Here is a 15,783-nt window from a genome sequence, read left to right as displayed (position 1 = left end):
CTTTTCTGAAGGAAAAACAGATATGGATTTTCCTGTTAATAATGCGGGTCAACTGACCCGCATTATTAATTTTTATTTAGGGGTATAATGTTGTTTGGGTGTCTATTTATAATAAGGAGTTAAAAATATAGATATGAAGACTGTTGTTTGTTTAGTTTTATTTTCTATAGTGGGTTTGTCCTGTTCTGCTTTTGTAAAGGCAAATCAAAGATATACGGATGTAAATCGCCAAAATAGAGTAATAATATTATCAGATATCGGAGCAGACCCAGATGATTCCGAATCAATGGTTCATTTACTTTTATATTCAAATGAGATTGAAATTGACGGATTAATTGCTACGACATCTTGTTGGCAAAAAACGGTAACACATCCCGAATATATCAGAAGCATAGTTCAGGCTTATGGTAAAGTACAGCCTAATCTTAATCAAAATGAATCCGGATTTCCGAGTGCAGAATCGCTGTTAAAAGAAGTAACACATGGCATAGCAGCATACGGCATGCAAGGCGTCGGCAAAGGAAAAGACTCTCCGGGATCCAAATTAATAATTAAAGTTCTTGAAGAAAAAGATGATCGCCCTTTATGGATATGCGTGTGGGGAGGAGTGAATACTCTTGCTCAGGCGTTGTATGATATTAGCAAGACAAAATCAGAAAAAGAAGTAAATCAGTTGATCGCTAAACTAAGAGTTTATACCATATCCGATCAGGACGACAGCGGCATTTGGCTTAGGAAAAAGTTTCCCAATTTATTTTACATTGTAAGTCCTGGAGATGATTACGGAAGCGCAACATGGAGTGCAATTAATAGTTATATAAAAGGAATAAATAATGAAGTGATAAGTAACACTTGGCTGGCTAAAAATGTTCAACAAGGTCATGGTGCTCTTGGAGCTGCATATCCTGATGTTTCATGGGGAATGGAAGGCGATACCCCATCGTGGTTGAATTTAATTCCAAACGGATTAAATTATCCGGAACATCCTGATTGGGGTGGCTGGGGCGGCCGTTACGAATTATATAAGCCTAAATTTGATTCTCTTAAAAGGGGAAGTTCAGGTGTGCCGAATGAACCTGAACCCAGAGAGATATGGACAAATGCAGTTGACAAATATACACCATATATTCGTAGTGAATATGGACGAACAGTTCGATTGGACACTGTTACATTTACCAGTAATAAAGCAACCTTATTCCGGTGGCGGGATGATTTTCAGAATGATTTTGCTGCTCGGATGGGCTGGTGTACAGAATCATATAGACAAGCAAATCATCCCCCAGTTCCTAGGTTATTGGTACCGGAGCATATAATTGTAAAATCGGGGGAAGGCTTTAATTTGGATGCCACAGCAACCGATCCTGACGGAGATAACCTTAGTTATCTGTGGTTTGACTATCCGGAAGCCGGATCATATAAAAAAACGATAAAAATTCTCGGAGCTGAAAATAGTCATAGCGTCTATGCCATAGCACCAGAGGTTAACAAAAAAGTAACTGTTCAATTTATTTTGAGAGTCACAGACAAAGGTACACCTCCATTATCAAGATATAAAAGAGTCTTTGTGACTATACTACCAAGGTAAAAGCACAACTCTAGGTAAAAAAGAAAAGTTTTTCAGTCGTAAGGTCAATTAAGACAAAGGACACATTTAAAGTATCAATCATTGATTCTGGTAATTCAATTTTTTATGTCACATCAAATATTGTCAAAGAACATTATCCTCATGTCATTCTAAAAACTGAAATTTGGGAAATAGTACCTGGGGTATATATGTCAATCAGTCATACTAAATAAATTTATTTCCACATGAAAAAATTCATCAGCAGAGTCTTCATTTTAGTAGGAGTATCTATTATTGCTCCTTTTTGCTTGCAGGCGCAAGATGTTCAACCTGCCCCTATTCATGAGATAGGAATTAGTTTTAATAATCTGAATTATTTTGGATTGAGGTATAAATGGGGAAATGATACGACCCTTTACCGTATCACTGGACTTGTATTGAATGGATCGTATGCGAAAGATACTCCAAGCTCTTCAGGATCTTTAAATTCAGGGGCCGGATTCGGTTTTGCTATAGGATTTGAAAAGCGGAAACCGATTAACAATAGCCTCTCATTTTATGATGGGCTTGAATTACTACCTTCGTTTAATTATTCCTATACTAACAATGAAAATAGTTGGAAAAACACAATATTCCAGGTGAATGGCGGGTTAGGCGTCGTACTGGGATTAAGCTATAAAATAAGTTCTACTATCTATTTAGATGCAGAAGTGGAGCCTAATGTTATGTATTCCTACATAATAAATAAAACCATGGGTAATGGAACCACAACCAAAACGAGAACTTCTAAGTTTGCTTTTAATCTGAATAATACAGCAAACCTGACATTATCTTACCGGTTTTGAATGATATAAAGCTTCGATTTTAATATACACACACAGAGGTGTATATTTGTATTCGAAAAGCTTTGAGTGAAGTAAAGATTCGGCTTTAATGAATATTTGATCAAATCAATCTATTATTAGTGATATATACCATGAAAAACAGATCTTGTATCTTTCCGTTTTTGTTTCTACTATTATTTGCCTTCCAAGTAGAGGGACAGCAGTATGCGCAACGCAAACAGCTCTTTGATTATCATTGGAAGTTTGCGTTAGGCGATTCTCCGGCTGCCAGTAACACTGATTTTAACGACAGCCATTGGAGAACATTGAATTTACCCCATGACTGGAGCATTGAAGGTAAAATAGATAAAAACAATCCCTCCGGAGAAGCCGGAGGATATTTCCCAACCGGGATAGGCTGGTACCGTAAGGAATTTTATGTGCCTTCAACGTGGCAGGGAGAAGAAGTATCTATATATTTCGAAGGAGTCTATATGGATTCCAAAGTGTTTGTTAATGGTCAACTTCTGGGAGTCCATCCCTATGGCTTCACCTCGTTTGCTTACGACCTTACCCCCTATCTGAAGTACAACAAGAAAAACATTATTGCCGTGCGGGTGGATAATTCCCAACAAGTGAATTGCCGCTGGTATAGCGGTTCAGGCATCTACCGGCATGTATGGTTAATAAAGGCCAACCCGGTACACATAGCCCACTGGGGAGTGGAAATAACAACACCGGAGGTCTCTTCCCAACAAGCAATCGTCCGGATAAAAACCTGCATAAAAAACGAAACAGGCAAACCGCAGACCATTATGCTCACTACCCATCTAACCGACAAACACAATAAGATGGCAGGAGAGAATCAGGTATCTGTACATTTACAGGCGAACGAAGAAAAGGAAGTATCCCAGGCCATAACCGTACACAAACCCCTGCTCTGGAGCCCCGAAACGCCCAGTCTGTATCAGGCGGCATTTAATCTTAAGCAGGGAGACAAAATCATAGGACGATTACAGAAGACATTTGGCATTCGTTCGATAACCTATTCAGCAGAAAAGGGCCTGCAGCTCAACGGGAATTCCATAAAGCTTGACGGAGGATGCGTGCATGACGATAATGGCTGCCTGGGAGCTGCCGCCTATGACAGGGCAGAAGAAAGAAAGATAGAGTTGCTGAAGTCAGCCGGGTTTAATGCAGTACGTACGGCACACAATCCACCTTCGGAAGCTTTTCTGAATGCATGTGACAAGTTGGGGCTAATGGTTGTAGACGAGGCATTCGATTGTTGGCGTGTAGGAAAAAATAAATATGACTATGCCCGTTTCTTTGACCAGTGGAATCAACGCGATCTTGCAGCAATGGTATTGCGCGACCGTAACCATCCTTCAGTAATTATGTGGAGCATAGGGAACGAGATCATCGAAAGGGAATCGCCCGAAGCCATTCAAACGGCCAAGATGCTCGTTGGCGCCATACACAAGATGGATCCGACACGTCCGGTTACCTCTGCGATACCAACCTGGGACAATAAATGGGCAATATTAGATTCACTGATGGCTACACTTGACATTTGCGGATATAACTACGAGCTATTCCGTGCCCCTTCCGACCATCAGCGCGTTCCTTCCCGTGTTATCGTTCAAACCGAATCCTATCCCAAAGATGCTTTTAAGAACTGGGATATGGTGCATAGCCATCCATATATTATAGGAGATTTTGTATGGACAGCCATGGACTATCTGGGAGAATCGGGCATCGGGCGATACTATTATCCCTGGGAACCCAAAGGAGAATCCTGGGAAGCGAATTTATTCCCCTGGCATGGTTCCTATTGCGGCGATATAGACCTTACAGGATGGAGAAAGCCAGTCTCCCACTATCGCGATATTTTGTGGAACAACACCGAGAAGCTATACCTTGCAGTTCAGGAACCCAATCCTGCCAGTGGTGAGATTCAACTAACCTCATGGGCAGTCTGGCCTACCTGGGAAAGTTGGACATGGCCGGGATATGAAGGAAAAACATTGCAAGTTGAAGTATATTCTAAATACCCCCGGGTCAGATTATATCTCAACAATAAGCTTATCGGGGAGAAGCCGACAACCCAGGCACAGGAATTTAAAGCCACCTTTCCCGTTCCGTATACTCCCGGTGTATTGAAGGCAGTAGGCGTTATGGGGAATCAAGAAACGGAATCAAAAACTTTAAGGACAGCCGGAGCGCCGGCAAAAATACAACTCATTCCCGATCGAAAGACATTATTGGCCAATGGAGAAGATCTGTCGTTTATCACTATCGAGATAACGGACAAAAACGGAGTTCCCCAACCCAACGCCGGTAACAGGTTACAATGTAAGATTGCAGGGCAGGGAGTTATTGCCGGTGTAGCGAATGCCAATTTACAAGATCCTGATCCATATGCAGGTCTCACCCGAAAAGCATGGCATGGACGTGCTCTTGTGGTGGTTAAAAGTACCCGAAAGCCAGGCAATATAAGACTTACAGTAAGCTCGGCAGGAATGCCTGATGCTTTCTTGGTTATCAAGACAAAGAAACAGATGGCTCACAACCCATAAACTCAAAATGTTTATTAGAGCCATAGAATAAAAATCATACAAGCAAACTGACCGGATGACTCTCAGTCATCCGATCAGTAAAACAGCAAGAACAGAAAAAAAATTCGTGCGTTCTTATCTTTTTATTTTTTTTCTGTTCTTTCCTACATCACCACTTTCATTACGGCAGGAGTGTAATCGGTGGTTTTTGTAGGAGTGATGGCAGCCATCCTGAAGTAATACCTGGCAGCTACGTCCAACCCTTTCACCTGAAAATAGGCCTGTGTGCTATAACCGGCAATTGACCATCCCTCTTCCGTTTCGGGCAATTTATCCTTTGCCATCTGCCAGATATAAGAACCTGCGGTACTGACGGCTTTTGCTATCAGGTAAACATAACCGGAATTGTCACCGTCAATGGCTGCCAAAACCGGTTTCTGAATCGAAACAGGTTGCTTCATGATATGAAAACCGCTGCTTAAAATAGCTGTTTCATCACCATTGGCAATCCGGTTCACATAAGCAGCCAAAATGCGGAAATCATAATCGACCTCTTCTTCTGCATCATGCATGGCCGAGACTGCCGTATGACTTCCGTCTTTGGACGCCAGGTAGGTAGTATTTAACTTATCTACCTTTGTCTTGGCTTCAGCGAGGGGAACATCAGGTTCCGGGAATAAAATATTTCCTGTGAGTTGTTCAAGCACGCTGGAACAAAACGTGATTTTTACCGGAATAGGAAACCGGATAAAGTCGTAAAGTGCTCTGATTTTCTTCATAAAAATAAAAATTTAAGTGAATAATTGATTGTTTATAAGAACGCTATGTGTATCACTGCCCATGATGTAAAGCATAGAATGTAAACTGTCTGTGCGACGTTGTATAAGGTCTGTGCAACGTTGCACAGGGTGAATTCCACGTTGCATACTACCGATGTAATGGTGCACAAGGAAAATTCCATGTTGTATAATGTCAGTAGAACATTGCATAAGATAAATTCCACGTTGCACAGTTCTTATGGAACGCTGCATAAGGTTAATGTTACGTGGTATTGTATCTGGGTAACATGGTACAGTGTAAATGTTACGTTGCATTGCACCTGTGTAACATGACACAGGGTGAATTCCACGTTGCACAGAGTCTGTGTAACATTGCATAGGGTAAATCCCGGATTGCATAAAAGCTATGTCATTTTGTAAGACCCGGACTGTGCGGAGAAGCATAGCAATGGATATTGATGTTTGCCGGTTTATATCGGGAACAATATTCATCTGTTGCATCGGATGAATAATCGAACGAAATGGCAGTAAAGCAGATTCTGGATAAAAATAAGCAGCGCTCATAGTATTTGATTTTGAATGGGTGGGCGCCACAAAGTAAGGGATAATAACAGAGTTGGACTGTACAGTTCAAAAAAACCGACATATTAACTTTGCGTTATTTAACGATTCGCATTTAGTTAATATTCAATCAAATACAGGCTTTTGAAAATGTAAGCATATTAACTGATCAAAAAGCCCTATAAATTGCCCTGAAAAGGCACCTGTTTTTTGGCAAGAAATGAGGAGAGATTCTCATCTTTATCCAGTTCCAGCTTCTTCCTGATGTTCGACCGGAACACATAAAGCGATTCTTTTTTTGATGTTGAGCAATGCCACAATGAGCGACACCTCGAACCCGGCATGGATGAGGCAACAGAGCAGGATTTAATTTGGAAGGATAAGTTGTAAAGAATTGAAAACGAAAGAAGAAATAACACGAAAAACGAAACGCAGTACTGCAATCTTAAGAGAATCCAGGGTAGATCGTAATTTCTCCTGGTTATAATTTCAGTTTTAGGGTGAAACTTGTTTTGCTTTTGCAGCTAAAAATCAGAAGATGTTTGTTGTAACCGTTAGATAGAACTATTATTTTCTTCGGTCATAAACATCTTTAATTACTATCTGTACTGAAAGGCGAGGCAGGAAGTCCTTCGCTGTTATATAAATTGACATCAGGAACATTTGCCCATCCATACCGTGCAGCAACAGGGTTCTGAATCTGATTGCTGTACACTATCACTTCCCGGTCTTTCATTATTGCAGTTGCCGGCACGAAACGATTATTGTTTCCAGCAATGGTAAATCCTCTCAATACTCCGGTTCCTTTGGTGGATAACCCTTCTCCAGTGTGGGTGAAATGGAGAATAATTTTATTCTTTTCAATTTTGAACGAATGGAAAGTAGGCCCCGAATACTCAATTTTTTCTTTGTAGGCCAGTGCTCTGGCGGCAAGGGCTAGTCTTTCACCTACCGGTTGTTTGTGTGGAGAATGGATCTGATTGGCATCCCCACAGTCAGTGGTCACGATCAAAGCTGTATTTTTTATCTTTTGAGATACTTTGAATTGAGATTCCCTTAATTCGGGAACCATGTCTTTGTTGGGAGTTATCTGAACGATCAGAAATGGGAAATTGCCCTGATGAAAATCTTGCCGCCAGTCTTTAATCATATTTGCCAGCACAATGGCATACTGCCTGGGGCGCCAACTGTTGTTTTCTCCCTGATACCATGCTACTCCTTTTACAGCAAAAGGAATAAGCGGGTAGATCATTCCATTGTACAATCCGTTCATGACTTCACCCTCCGGATGCCAGTGCGCATCCATAACCGAATCGTAATGTTCTGCCAGATGTTTAAGTTCCGGATTGCCATCTAAGGCAGCTTTACTTGTCCAGTCTTCGGCAGGAGTTCCTCCATAGGCTGAAAAAAGAATACCGACAGGAACTTTCAACTGTTGATAGAGATCTCGGGCAAAAAGATACCCTACAGCCGAAAAGTTTGTTACAGTTTTAGGAGAACAAACCGTCCAGTTGCCATGCACGTCATTGATAGTTTTCGATGCATATTTTTCAGGCACATAAAATTCTCTGATCAATGGATAGTTGGCTGCATCCCGTTCTTGTTCCCAATGATCAATCAAAGGTTGCGGCGGACGTGGCCCCAATTGTCGTTCCATATTTGATTGTCCGCTACACAGCCAGACTTCTCCTACCAATATATCGTGAATAGTAACCGTGTCTTGTTCTCCTGTGATGACCATGGATGATGGAGTAAAAAGATAATTCATAGGAGATAGTTTTACCATCCATTTGCCATGTTGGGCTATGGTGGAAACGGTCTGTCCATTAAATTTTACCGTTATCCGGGTTTCGTTATCGGCAGTTCCCCATATTGGCACAGGTACTCCTTTCTGTAAAACCATGTGATCACTAAACAGGCTGTTCGGTTGCACTCTGGCGCTCGTATAATGCACTGCCAATAACAGACAAATAGTAAGGAAAATGTTTTTCATGTTTGTGCTTTGTTTTTATAACACTCAACGGAGAGCGCCCTCCGTTGAGCAGGGTGTAAGGTTAGCCAGGCACACTCTCATATTGTAAAGTCATTTGACTTTATGTGGTAGATGGACTCCGGGAAGATTGATGGCACTACGTATTTCCGTTGCTTACTATAGTTCCAATTTATCTTTTTCGTAAGAATCCTCAATTTCCTGCACCTAAAGGCTGCATTTTCATAGAACACTTATGGCAAGACAGGCTTATTTAATTCAATAGCTAAAATCGTAACCTCTTTATCCTCTCTATGAAAATCTTTTAATACTATACCCTGGTTGTCTTTTTGTTGAAAAGTGACGGGTTTCCCATCTGTCACAGAATAGGCCCTGATTACCTTTTGTCCTTTGTTCAGAGGAGGAACAATAAATTCTTTGTCCTTAAATCCGTCCAGCAGATAAATATAAATGGTATTTCCTTTATACGTAAATCCATATTCGCCATCTTTGGGATTCCATGGTCCTCCCCGCGTGCCGTAAACAGCAACGCCTACGTATTTAAGCCATTGTCCGGTCTTTCTCAGTACATCTTGTTCTAAGCCGGGTATCTGACCATGCCTGTCGGGGCCGACATTCAACAGTAGTATCATGTTGCGAACCACACAGTCAGCTATCATTCGTTTTAATTTTCCATAGGAAATGACATGGGCAGTATCATTGGCATAAGGCGTATAACCCCACGCAGGCGACATACTCATGGCTTTCACCCATACTTCTTCCGATCGAACCGGGCCCGTAACGGGAGCACTGCCCTCTTCGACTGCATAGTCGCCAATCCAGCCGGAACGTGAATTGGCTACGACATCCGGTTGATACTTCCGAACAATACCCATCAACCCTAAAGGAATCCCTGTTGTTTTATCCAAAACCTGATATTTGCGATCTACCGGCCATGGATTATTTGGATTGAGATATTTTCCCGGTTCCCAAAAATAGTCTCCCTGGGCATCTGTTCCCTGCTGGGCAATCCATCCTCCGTCCCAAAACAGCAAATCAATTTTGCCGTAATGGGTCATTAACTCCTTTGTCTGGCAATAGAGTTCATTCTTCATCAACCGGGCGTTTTCTTTATGTGCGATGTTGGTAGTGTATCCAAAGGTATTCGGCTTGCAGTCTGTTCCGGTAACATCATAATAACCGGGATATTGCCAATTGATCAGGGTTTTGTATAATCCCACCTTTAATCCATATTTGCGGCAGGCTTTTACATAGGCTTTTACAAAATCCCGATGATGGGTCTGTTCACTGGTGAAGGCGCCCGGGAATGCAGTCTTGAAAAGAGCATATCCCTCATGATGCATCGTAACCATGACCATAAATTTCATTCCTGCCACCTTGGCTAAGGATGCCCAATGATCGGCATTAAATTTATCTGCCGCAAAATAGAATTTCCCACTTTCCGGATAAGCAAGCTTATCATATTCTTTAGGCAATATTCCTTTGTTTTCCATATACCATTCTCCCTGGGCTGGTCCGGAATATAATCCCCAATGGATCATCATGCCGAACTTTGCATCCAAAAGCCAAGCCATTTTCGAATTATTTTGTTGCCGGATACCTAGATCGCTTACGGGGATGCGTGGAGACAAAGGATGGATGCCTTTGATGGATTGTGGTACATATTTACCCAGGTATTTTATATTGATATCATCTGCCCAAGCTTTTAGATTTGAAATATTTTCCGGATTTTGGATGTCAACATTAGCTTTAGTTTGATCAGCTCCGGTTGTAAATTTAAGTTTTACTTTTTTCCAGTCGGCCAGTGCACTGGAAACTCCCGTATTATGATCTCCCACCCCGGTAATGTCTATCTTGACTTCTCCCGAACCACTTTCGGTCTTCAGCCATCCGGTCAGTTCATATACAGATGAGGGCTTAAGTGTGATGGGCATCCGGACGATAGTCCCCGCACTGATTTCCACCGATTGGTTTCCGGAATGTACAGTGGTATTCGAAAGGGTGGCGCCATTACCAATAATTATCCAAGGGGTAAGATTCTTATTTTCAAAACCGGAATTAACCAGATTAATTTGGCTGTTCTGTGATTTTCCGGTGAGAGAGAATAAACAGAAAAGATTTATGATGAATAGTTTTTTTAATGCTGATTCAAGTTTCGGTGTGTTCACTATGAATATGTTTGTTGGGTTTCTGATTGGTTATTTTCATTATACTTAATTCAACTTGCGAAAGGGAAAAACTGGCTGATATACAATCAAAAACAATATAATATGCGAAATGTTTTTTTAGTTCACTTTCTTCAGGGTTACCAGATAGACATCATTTTGCCGCATGTTCAGCTCCCGGGAGAATGTTCCGCCTGCTGAAACCTGGACAATCTCCTTGCGAACCGGCGAACCGTTATCAATCTGTTTTATCGCCGCCACTTCCTGCCTTGTCAACTGGTTCGGTTTCCCCATTTCCAGATAGGTGGTGTAGGCATCGTTCACATGATAACCGATCTGGTAGAGTTCAAGGCAATAAGTGCCTTCGGGAACATCTGTCAGTTCCACTTTGACCTTTCCGGCCGGCTTGGAGGGCAGGTTGCGGATATAATACTGCTGGTCATTGGTGGAATCGGGTAAGGTGTAGGTGTAATTCCAGAAGAGCACCTGAATACCACCCTTGTCATCCCTGCATGCCCAGGAGGAGCTGTCCTTATCTGCCAGTTCTGTCTTTCCAAGCTTGTTCAGATAGTCATAGGCGTAAAATGCCGGTTTCTTGATGCCTTCATAATTCATCAGCCCAAATCCCCCATGGAAAGGCCTGAATCTTGGCCCTGCTTCTTCAAAGATATCGGTGAAGGTCCAATAAGACATGCTATTAGCTGCATCTCCTGTCTGTTTAATCTTTTCCAGAATATAAGCAGCCTCATGGTAGCTGTCATGGATGGGATCGGAGGGTGTATAGGAGGAACTCCATTCCGTATAGTGGAGTTGTAAATGGGGCATGGGTGACTCGCTTATTTGTTGCCGGGTCTTGATGATGTCTCCGCTCACGCTCTTGGGGTCTTTGCTCAATACGGTGCCTGTATTGCCGTATTGGTCTAAATAGCCCTGGTTTACGCCGTAGCTGTGGGTACTGATAAAATCCAACGGTACCTGGTTCCTGTAGCAATAGTCTATCATGTCAGGTACCCATGCTGCTCCGGCGGTGGCGGGGCCTCCGACCCGGTAATCCTTATTGACGCTTTTGATGGCTTCTGCCGTGTATTTATACAATTTGAAATAGTCGGCCTGGCTGCCTGTCCAGAACCCATTGTACAGGTTGGGCTCATTCCATACTTCAAAGTACCATGTTTTGACTTCATCGGCTCCGTAGCGCTGGGTGAAATGGAGTACCAGGTGGCGGATCAGCTCTGCCCACTTTGCATAATCCTTTGGGGGAGTCACATTACCCCTGTACCAGAATATGGTTTTATCGCCACTGGCCAGGGCTGAAGGCATAAACCCAAGTTCCACAAAGGGTTTCATCCCGATGCTCAACAAGTAGTCATACAACACATCGATGTATTGATAGTTGTATTCAGGCTCTCCGTTCCTGCCCATCTTGTATACGCCCATGTCATCATCCAACAGCCCGTGCATGCGGATGTATTTGAACCCGCATGCTTTTCTTGCCGTTGCCAGTTGTTCCTGCCAGTCAGCCCGTAATCCTTCGTTGGCACGGCCTGCTCCAACGCATTCCTTGTACATGGTATTGAAAGCCCCTGTTACCTGGTTGTAATCTATCCGGATAAGCCTTTCCTGAGGATTTCCTTGTTCTAAAGATTTATTTTTAGCAGAAATTATGGTGAAAATGCCAAACAGCATTCCAATGCTTAGTAATAATTTTAGTTGTATTTTCATGTGTTTATAATTTGTTTTTAATGTCACATGGAACTCCCACATAAACATTCCCTTGTGTGTCAAGTTTTGCTTGTCGTGTTCGTTTCATATTGTATATAGGTAGTTTGGTGTGTGTATATTGATCAAGTTATTAACCTTATGGAATTGATTTACCGACTCCCACGAGTAAGGAATCCAAAGCCTGCTGATCATTAACCGTATTTGTCTGCCTGTTGAAGACCCCGGACCATAATAGCGGTATCATTCCATACGTATGAGCTTCATGAGCGATAAACCCTAAATAATGAACAAAGGAATTCCTGGCCATGGTAGGATCACTTGCCACATTTGAATGATCTGTTGCGCCAAACTCACCTATTACAACAGGAATGCCTTTATCTACAAATGCTTTTTTCATCAATTGGAAAGTGGAATCTATGTAGGACTCTTCGCCCCAGGTGGCATTGTGTGACGGATCTGTGGTGGAATGATAATTTTTGCCCCAATAATAAAATACTTTTCCCCAGCTGGCGTCCTGTGTCAGAATAGTAAATTGAGAAGGCTCATATTCATGTACTTCCACCATCAAACGATTTGGAACCACATCTGTCGGCATTTGGGTCATTAATTGGGGCGTTAATTCAAAACTGGTTGATGGACCCTGGACAATCAAAACACGATAACTGTTCTTCCCTCCTGTAGAACGAACTGCATTGATAAAGGTTTGATGGTACGATAACAACACTTTCATTTGTGTGGCATTGCTAACACTGGGTTCATTTGCGCTGGCAAAGATGAGGTGTTCGTCAAAATCGCGCATGGTAGTAGCAATCTGCTGCCAGAAGGCCTTTTGTTTTGCATTAACGGCTGCCTGGTCAGCAGGATCACAGTGATCTTCAAGCCATCCTCCGTCCCAGTGAATGTTCAGGATGGCGTACATATTATCGTTGATGCAGTATTGTACCACCTGTTTTACCCGTTGAAGCCATGCATCCTGTATTTTGGCTGTTGTTTGATTGGCGTACTGATCCCATGAACAGGGTATCCTGATCGCATTAAAACCACTGTTCTTAACCGCATCAATAAACGCTTGGGTAACTTGGGGATTCCCCCATGCGGTTTCTCCACCTATAGCCTCAAGGGTATTCCAGATATTCAGGCCAAGTGTCATTTTTGCAGCCAGTTGTTGGGCATCAAGACTCATTCCGGTTGCATCAGGTGGTAATGGTGAGGTATTATAATCAGGATATAAAGGTCCATTTTGCGTTACAGGTATTTTTATGGTCGGTGCATCCTGTGCGCTTATTGTTATGGTATCCGTCCTCGACCCGGTGCCGGTATATTGTGAGGCTGTCACTTCTATTGTGGTATTTCCTTTGCTGCCTGTCGATTGACTAAATTGCAGCCAGGTGGCTTTTGAACTGATATTCCATTGCGATGCTTCTGAAGCAATACTTATTGTATCAGTATTGCCTGTCTGAGTGAAGGCTAACGATGTTTTATCAGCCGTCAGGTTATATAGATAAGCAGACGATAATTGTGTAACAATTACTTTTACCGGAGTAGCGCTACCGGCTGAAATAATAAGCGTATCGGCACGTGTCGTAGTGGTTTTGGTGTTCACCGTCATGGTAATGGTCGGATTTTTATCAGTTCCGCTGCTGCTCGACAAAGTCAACCAGCTTGAGCCCGGATTGACAATATTCCAGGAACCTGCATCAGTCTGGAGGGCGATAGTTTCACTGCCACCGTCTTGTGGCATGGTAAGTTGATCATGATTAACCAGTAGAATGTTTTGATTGTTTTTTTGACATCCCGTAAGCGAGGTCAATCCTAATGCCAAAACAGAGGCAAGTGTTAGTTGTTTTGTGAATTTCATGCGCACTTGATTTTATTGATGATTAATGAATTGCAATAAATAAGCATTAGCGGCCTTATTCAAAATGTGCTGTTAGTATCTTTTTGAATAACATATTTCTTGTCTGATGCAGAGATGCCTTTAATAGCAATATTTAGGCTTCCGAAGCATGATGTTCATTTCTCCGGCTATTATGTTAGACACTTTACTGCCGATAAACCCTTAAAAGAAGAGGGTAAAAAGCAAATAAATCAAGCATGTCCTGGTTTATGAATACATGCAGAATGGGGAAGTCAAACATGCAAGTTTGAATATCAGGAAATTATCTCCTTTCTATTACAGAAATATTGTTGTGATGTGTAATAGACTCTAAGATCCGGCACATACTCCATATGTGTTTTTTTTCTTCTTTTGTTTAGGGGTGTAATGCATCTTGGGTGTCTATCTATAAAGACTTATTGTAAAACTTGTCTTTTTGTGATTGGAAACAGATTAACGCCGGGAAATGGAAACGCCTTATGCTCTCATAATTAAATTCTTCGATGAAGAATGTACTGCTGAAGAAATACAATCATTGGTTGCCTGGAGACAGGCATCTTCCAACAATGAGACTATTTTTCAGGAGTTATTGCATACATGGAATCACGATCATGGGAACAAAGATAAGGATGTAATACCTGCCAAAGCCAGGGTTTGGAGTATGGTTCAATCCCATATTGATGCTGAGAATGAGATTTTCCCTTCCTATCCGAAACAAACATTAGCTCAGGTTGCAGTTGTTGCGGCTTCGATAGCGTTGGTTGCAGGATTGTTTATATCGTTTCTTCTTTTCTTTCACATGCCTGCGACGGTTACCTACGCTAATGTTGAAACTCCTCCCGGACAGAAATCGCATATGACGCTACCTGATGGAACGAAAGTATGGTTGAATTCAGGGTCTAAAATTGTGTACGCTAGCGATTATAATAAAAAGATGCGTATCATCAAGCTTGTTGGAGAAGCCTATTTTGATGTGGTTCATAATCCAAAATGTCCATTTGTTGTTGAAACAGGATTTGTAAATGTAAAAGATATAGGAACCGCTTTTGATGTGGAAGCCTATCCCAATGATTCCATCATTAATGTGTCATTGGTAAGGGGAGAAGCAAGAGTGGTATCGGCAATTGACCAAAGCCAGATTGCTTTGTTGCATCCTAATCAAATGGTATCCATTAATAAAGCTAACCTATTCAGTAAATTAACCAATTGTAATGCAGTTGATCAAAGCATATGGATCAGAAATCAGATACGGTTTAACGGCACTACTCCCGATGAAATGTTTAATCAGCTTAGCCGGTGGTATGGCGTAAATATTGAAGTAGCCGATGCATCTCCACAAATGCGTTACTGGTTGACTCTAAAAACAGAATCATTGACGGAAACGTTAGCATTAATCAATAAAATATCGCCTATTACTTATACGATAAACGGAGAGGAGGTGCATGTAAAATTCAGGCCGTGACAAAAAACAACAGAGCATGAAGAACGGCCATTCTCCATGCTCCCTGATGTCATCAACAAGCGATACACATTCTGATGTTTTTCCTTTTGAGATAGGAAAAGAGTGCTTATTGTTTTATGTCGGCAAATATACAAATAATAAATTGATCATATTGTAAAGATTGTTGTTCTGTTGTTAATATTCAAGATTTATGTATAACAATAGAACGCCAATAATTTATGTGCTATCAATCTATTGGATTTTGATGTTGTAGAAGGATATATTCCTTCATTATAGCTACTT

The 15,783-nt window shown here is 41.8% G+C and carries 9 protein-coding genes; 4 read left to right on the top strand and 5 right to left on the bottom strand.

Features of this window, described 5'->3' with window-relative positions; genetic code table 11:
- The first annotated feature begins 133 nt into the window (after positions 1-133).
- The 3 genes from FHX64_RS12880 to FHX64_RS12870 all read left to right on the top strand — a co-directional run bounded on the left by FHX64_RS12880 (position 134) and on the right by FHX64_RS12870 (position 4,967).
- Positions 134-1,585, top strand: a complete 1,452-nt coding sequence (locus tag FHX64_RS12880; protein WP_183414246.1) for a DUF1593 domain-containing protein — start codon at positions 134-136, stop codon at positions 1,583-1,585.
- Positions 1,586-1,809: 224 nt separating this feature from the next.
- Complete coding sequence (locus FHX64_RS12875) at positions 1,810-2,409, top strand: hypothetical protein (protein WP_183414244.1); 600 nt, start codon at positions 1,810-1,812, stop codon at positions 2,407-2,409.
- Positions 2,410-2,540: 131 nt separating this feature from the next.
- Positions 2,541-4,967, top strand: a complete 2,427-nt coding sequence (locus FHX64_RS12870; RefSeq protein WP_183414242.1) for a glycoside hydrolase family 2 TIM barrel-domain containing protein — start codon at positions 2,541-2,543, stop codon at positions 4,965-4,967.
- A 143-nt stretch (positions 4,968-5,110) separates the two neighbouring features.
- On the opposite strand, the gene FHX64_RS12865 is transcribed toward FHX64_RS12870, so the two are convergent.
- From FHX64_RS12865 to FHX64_RS12845, 5 genes are all read right to left on the bottom strand, one after another.
- Positions 5,111-5,725 (bottom strand): hypothetical protein, encoded by a 615-nt coding sequence (locus FHX64_RS12865; protein WP_183414240.1) that lies wholly within the window; start codon positions 5,723-5,725, stop codon positions 5,111-5,113.
- 1,153 nt (positions 5,726-6,878) lie between these two features.
- A complete protein-coding gene (locus FHX64_RS12860) occupies positions 6,879-8,279 on the bottom strand; it encodes a sialate O-acetylesterase (protein WP_183414238.1) in 1,401 nt (466 codons plus the stop codon).
- A gap of 230 nt (positions 8,280-8,509) precedes the next feature.
- Positions 8,510-10,444: an alpha-L-fucosidase gene (locus FHX64_RS12855; protein ID WP_183414236.1), complete on the bottom strand. Its 1,935-nt coding sequence runs from the start codon at positions 10,442-10,444 to the stop codon at positions 8,510-8,512.
- Between the two features lie 117 nt (positions 10,445-10,561).
- Positions 10,562-12,163 carry a GH39 family glycosyl hydrolase gene (locus FHX64_RS12850; protein ID WP_183414235.1) on the bottom strand — a complete coding sequence of 534 codons (1,602 nt, stop codon included), beginning with the start codon at positions 12,161-12,163 and terminating at the stop codon, positions 10,562-10,564.
- Positions 12,164-12,299: 136 nt separating this feature from the next.
- Positions 12,300-14,021, bottom strand: coding sequence for a cellulase family glycosylhydrolase (locus tag FHX64_RS12845; RefSeq protein ID WP_183414233.1), 1,722 nt, complete (start codon positions 14,019-14,021; stop codon positions 12,300-12,302).
- A 484-nt stretch (positions 14,022-14,505) separates the two neighbouring features.
- Here FHX64_RS12845 and FHX64_RS12840 point away from each other — a divergent pair, with 484 nt between their 5' ends.
- Entirely contained in the window at positions 14,506-15,501 is a 996-nt protein-coding gene (locus FHX64_RS12840; protein WP_183414231.1) for a FecR family protein, read from the top strand.
- The last annotated feature ends 282 nt before the right edge of the window (positions 15,502-15,783 follow it).

The sequence above is a fragment of the Microbacter margulisiae genome (genome assembly GCF_014192515.1).
Classification (GTDB): Bacteria; Bacteroidota; Bacteroidia; order Bacteroidales; family Paludibacteraceae; genus Microbacter; species Microbacter margulisiae.
This window is presented reverse-complemented; position numbering and strand designations above follow the sequence as displayed.

Bases quoted from the DNA above. Each gene is read 5' to 3' on its own strand.
- FHX64_RS12880 (WP_183414246.1), top strand. From the start codon at position 134: ATGAAGACTGTTGTTTGTTTAGTTTTATTTTCTATAGTGGGTTTGTCC.
- FHX64_RS12875 (WP_183414244.1), top strand. From the start codon at position 1,810: ATGAAAAAATTCATCAGCAGAGTCTTCATTTTAGTAGGAGTATCTATT.
- FHX64_RS12870 (WP_183414242.1), top strand. From the start codon at position 2,541: ATGAAAAACAGATCTTGTATCTTTCCGTTTTTGTTTCTACTATTATTT.
- FHX64_RS12865 (WP_183414240.1), bottom strand. From the start codon at position 5,725: ATGAAGAAAATCAGAGCACTTTACGACTTTATCCGGTTTCCTATTCCG.
- FHX64_RS12860 (WP_183414238.1), bottom strand. From the start codon at position 8,279: ATGAAAAACATTTTCCTTACTATTTGTCTGTTATTGGCAGTGCATTAT.
- FHX64_RS12850 (WP_183414235.1), bottom strand. From the start codon at position 12,163: ATGAAAATACAACTAAAATTATTACTAAGCATTGGAATGCTGTTTGGC.
- FHX64_RS12845 (WP_183414233.1), bottom strand. From the start codon at position 14,021: ATGAAATTCACAAAACAACTAACACTTGCCTCTGTTTTGGCATTAGGA.
- FHX64_RS12840 (WP_183414231.1), top strand. From the start codon at position 14,506: ATGGAAACGCCTTATGCTCTCATAATTAAATTCTTCGATGAAGAATGT.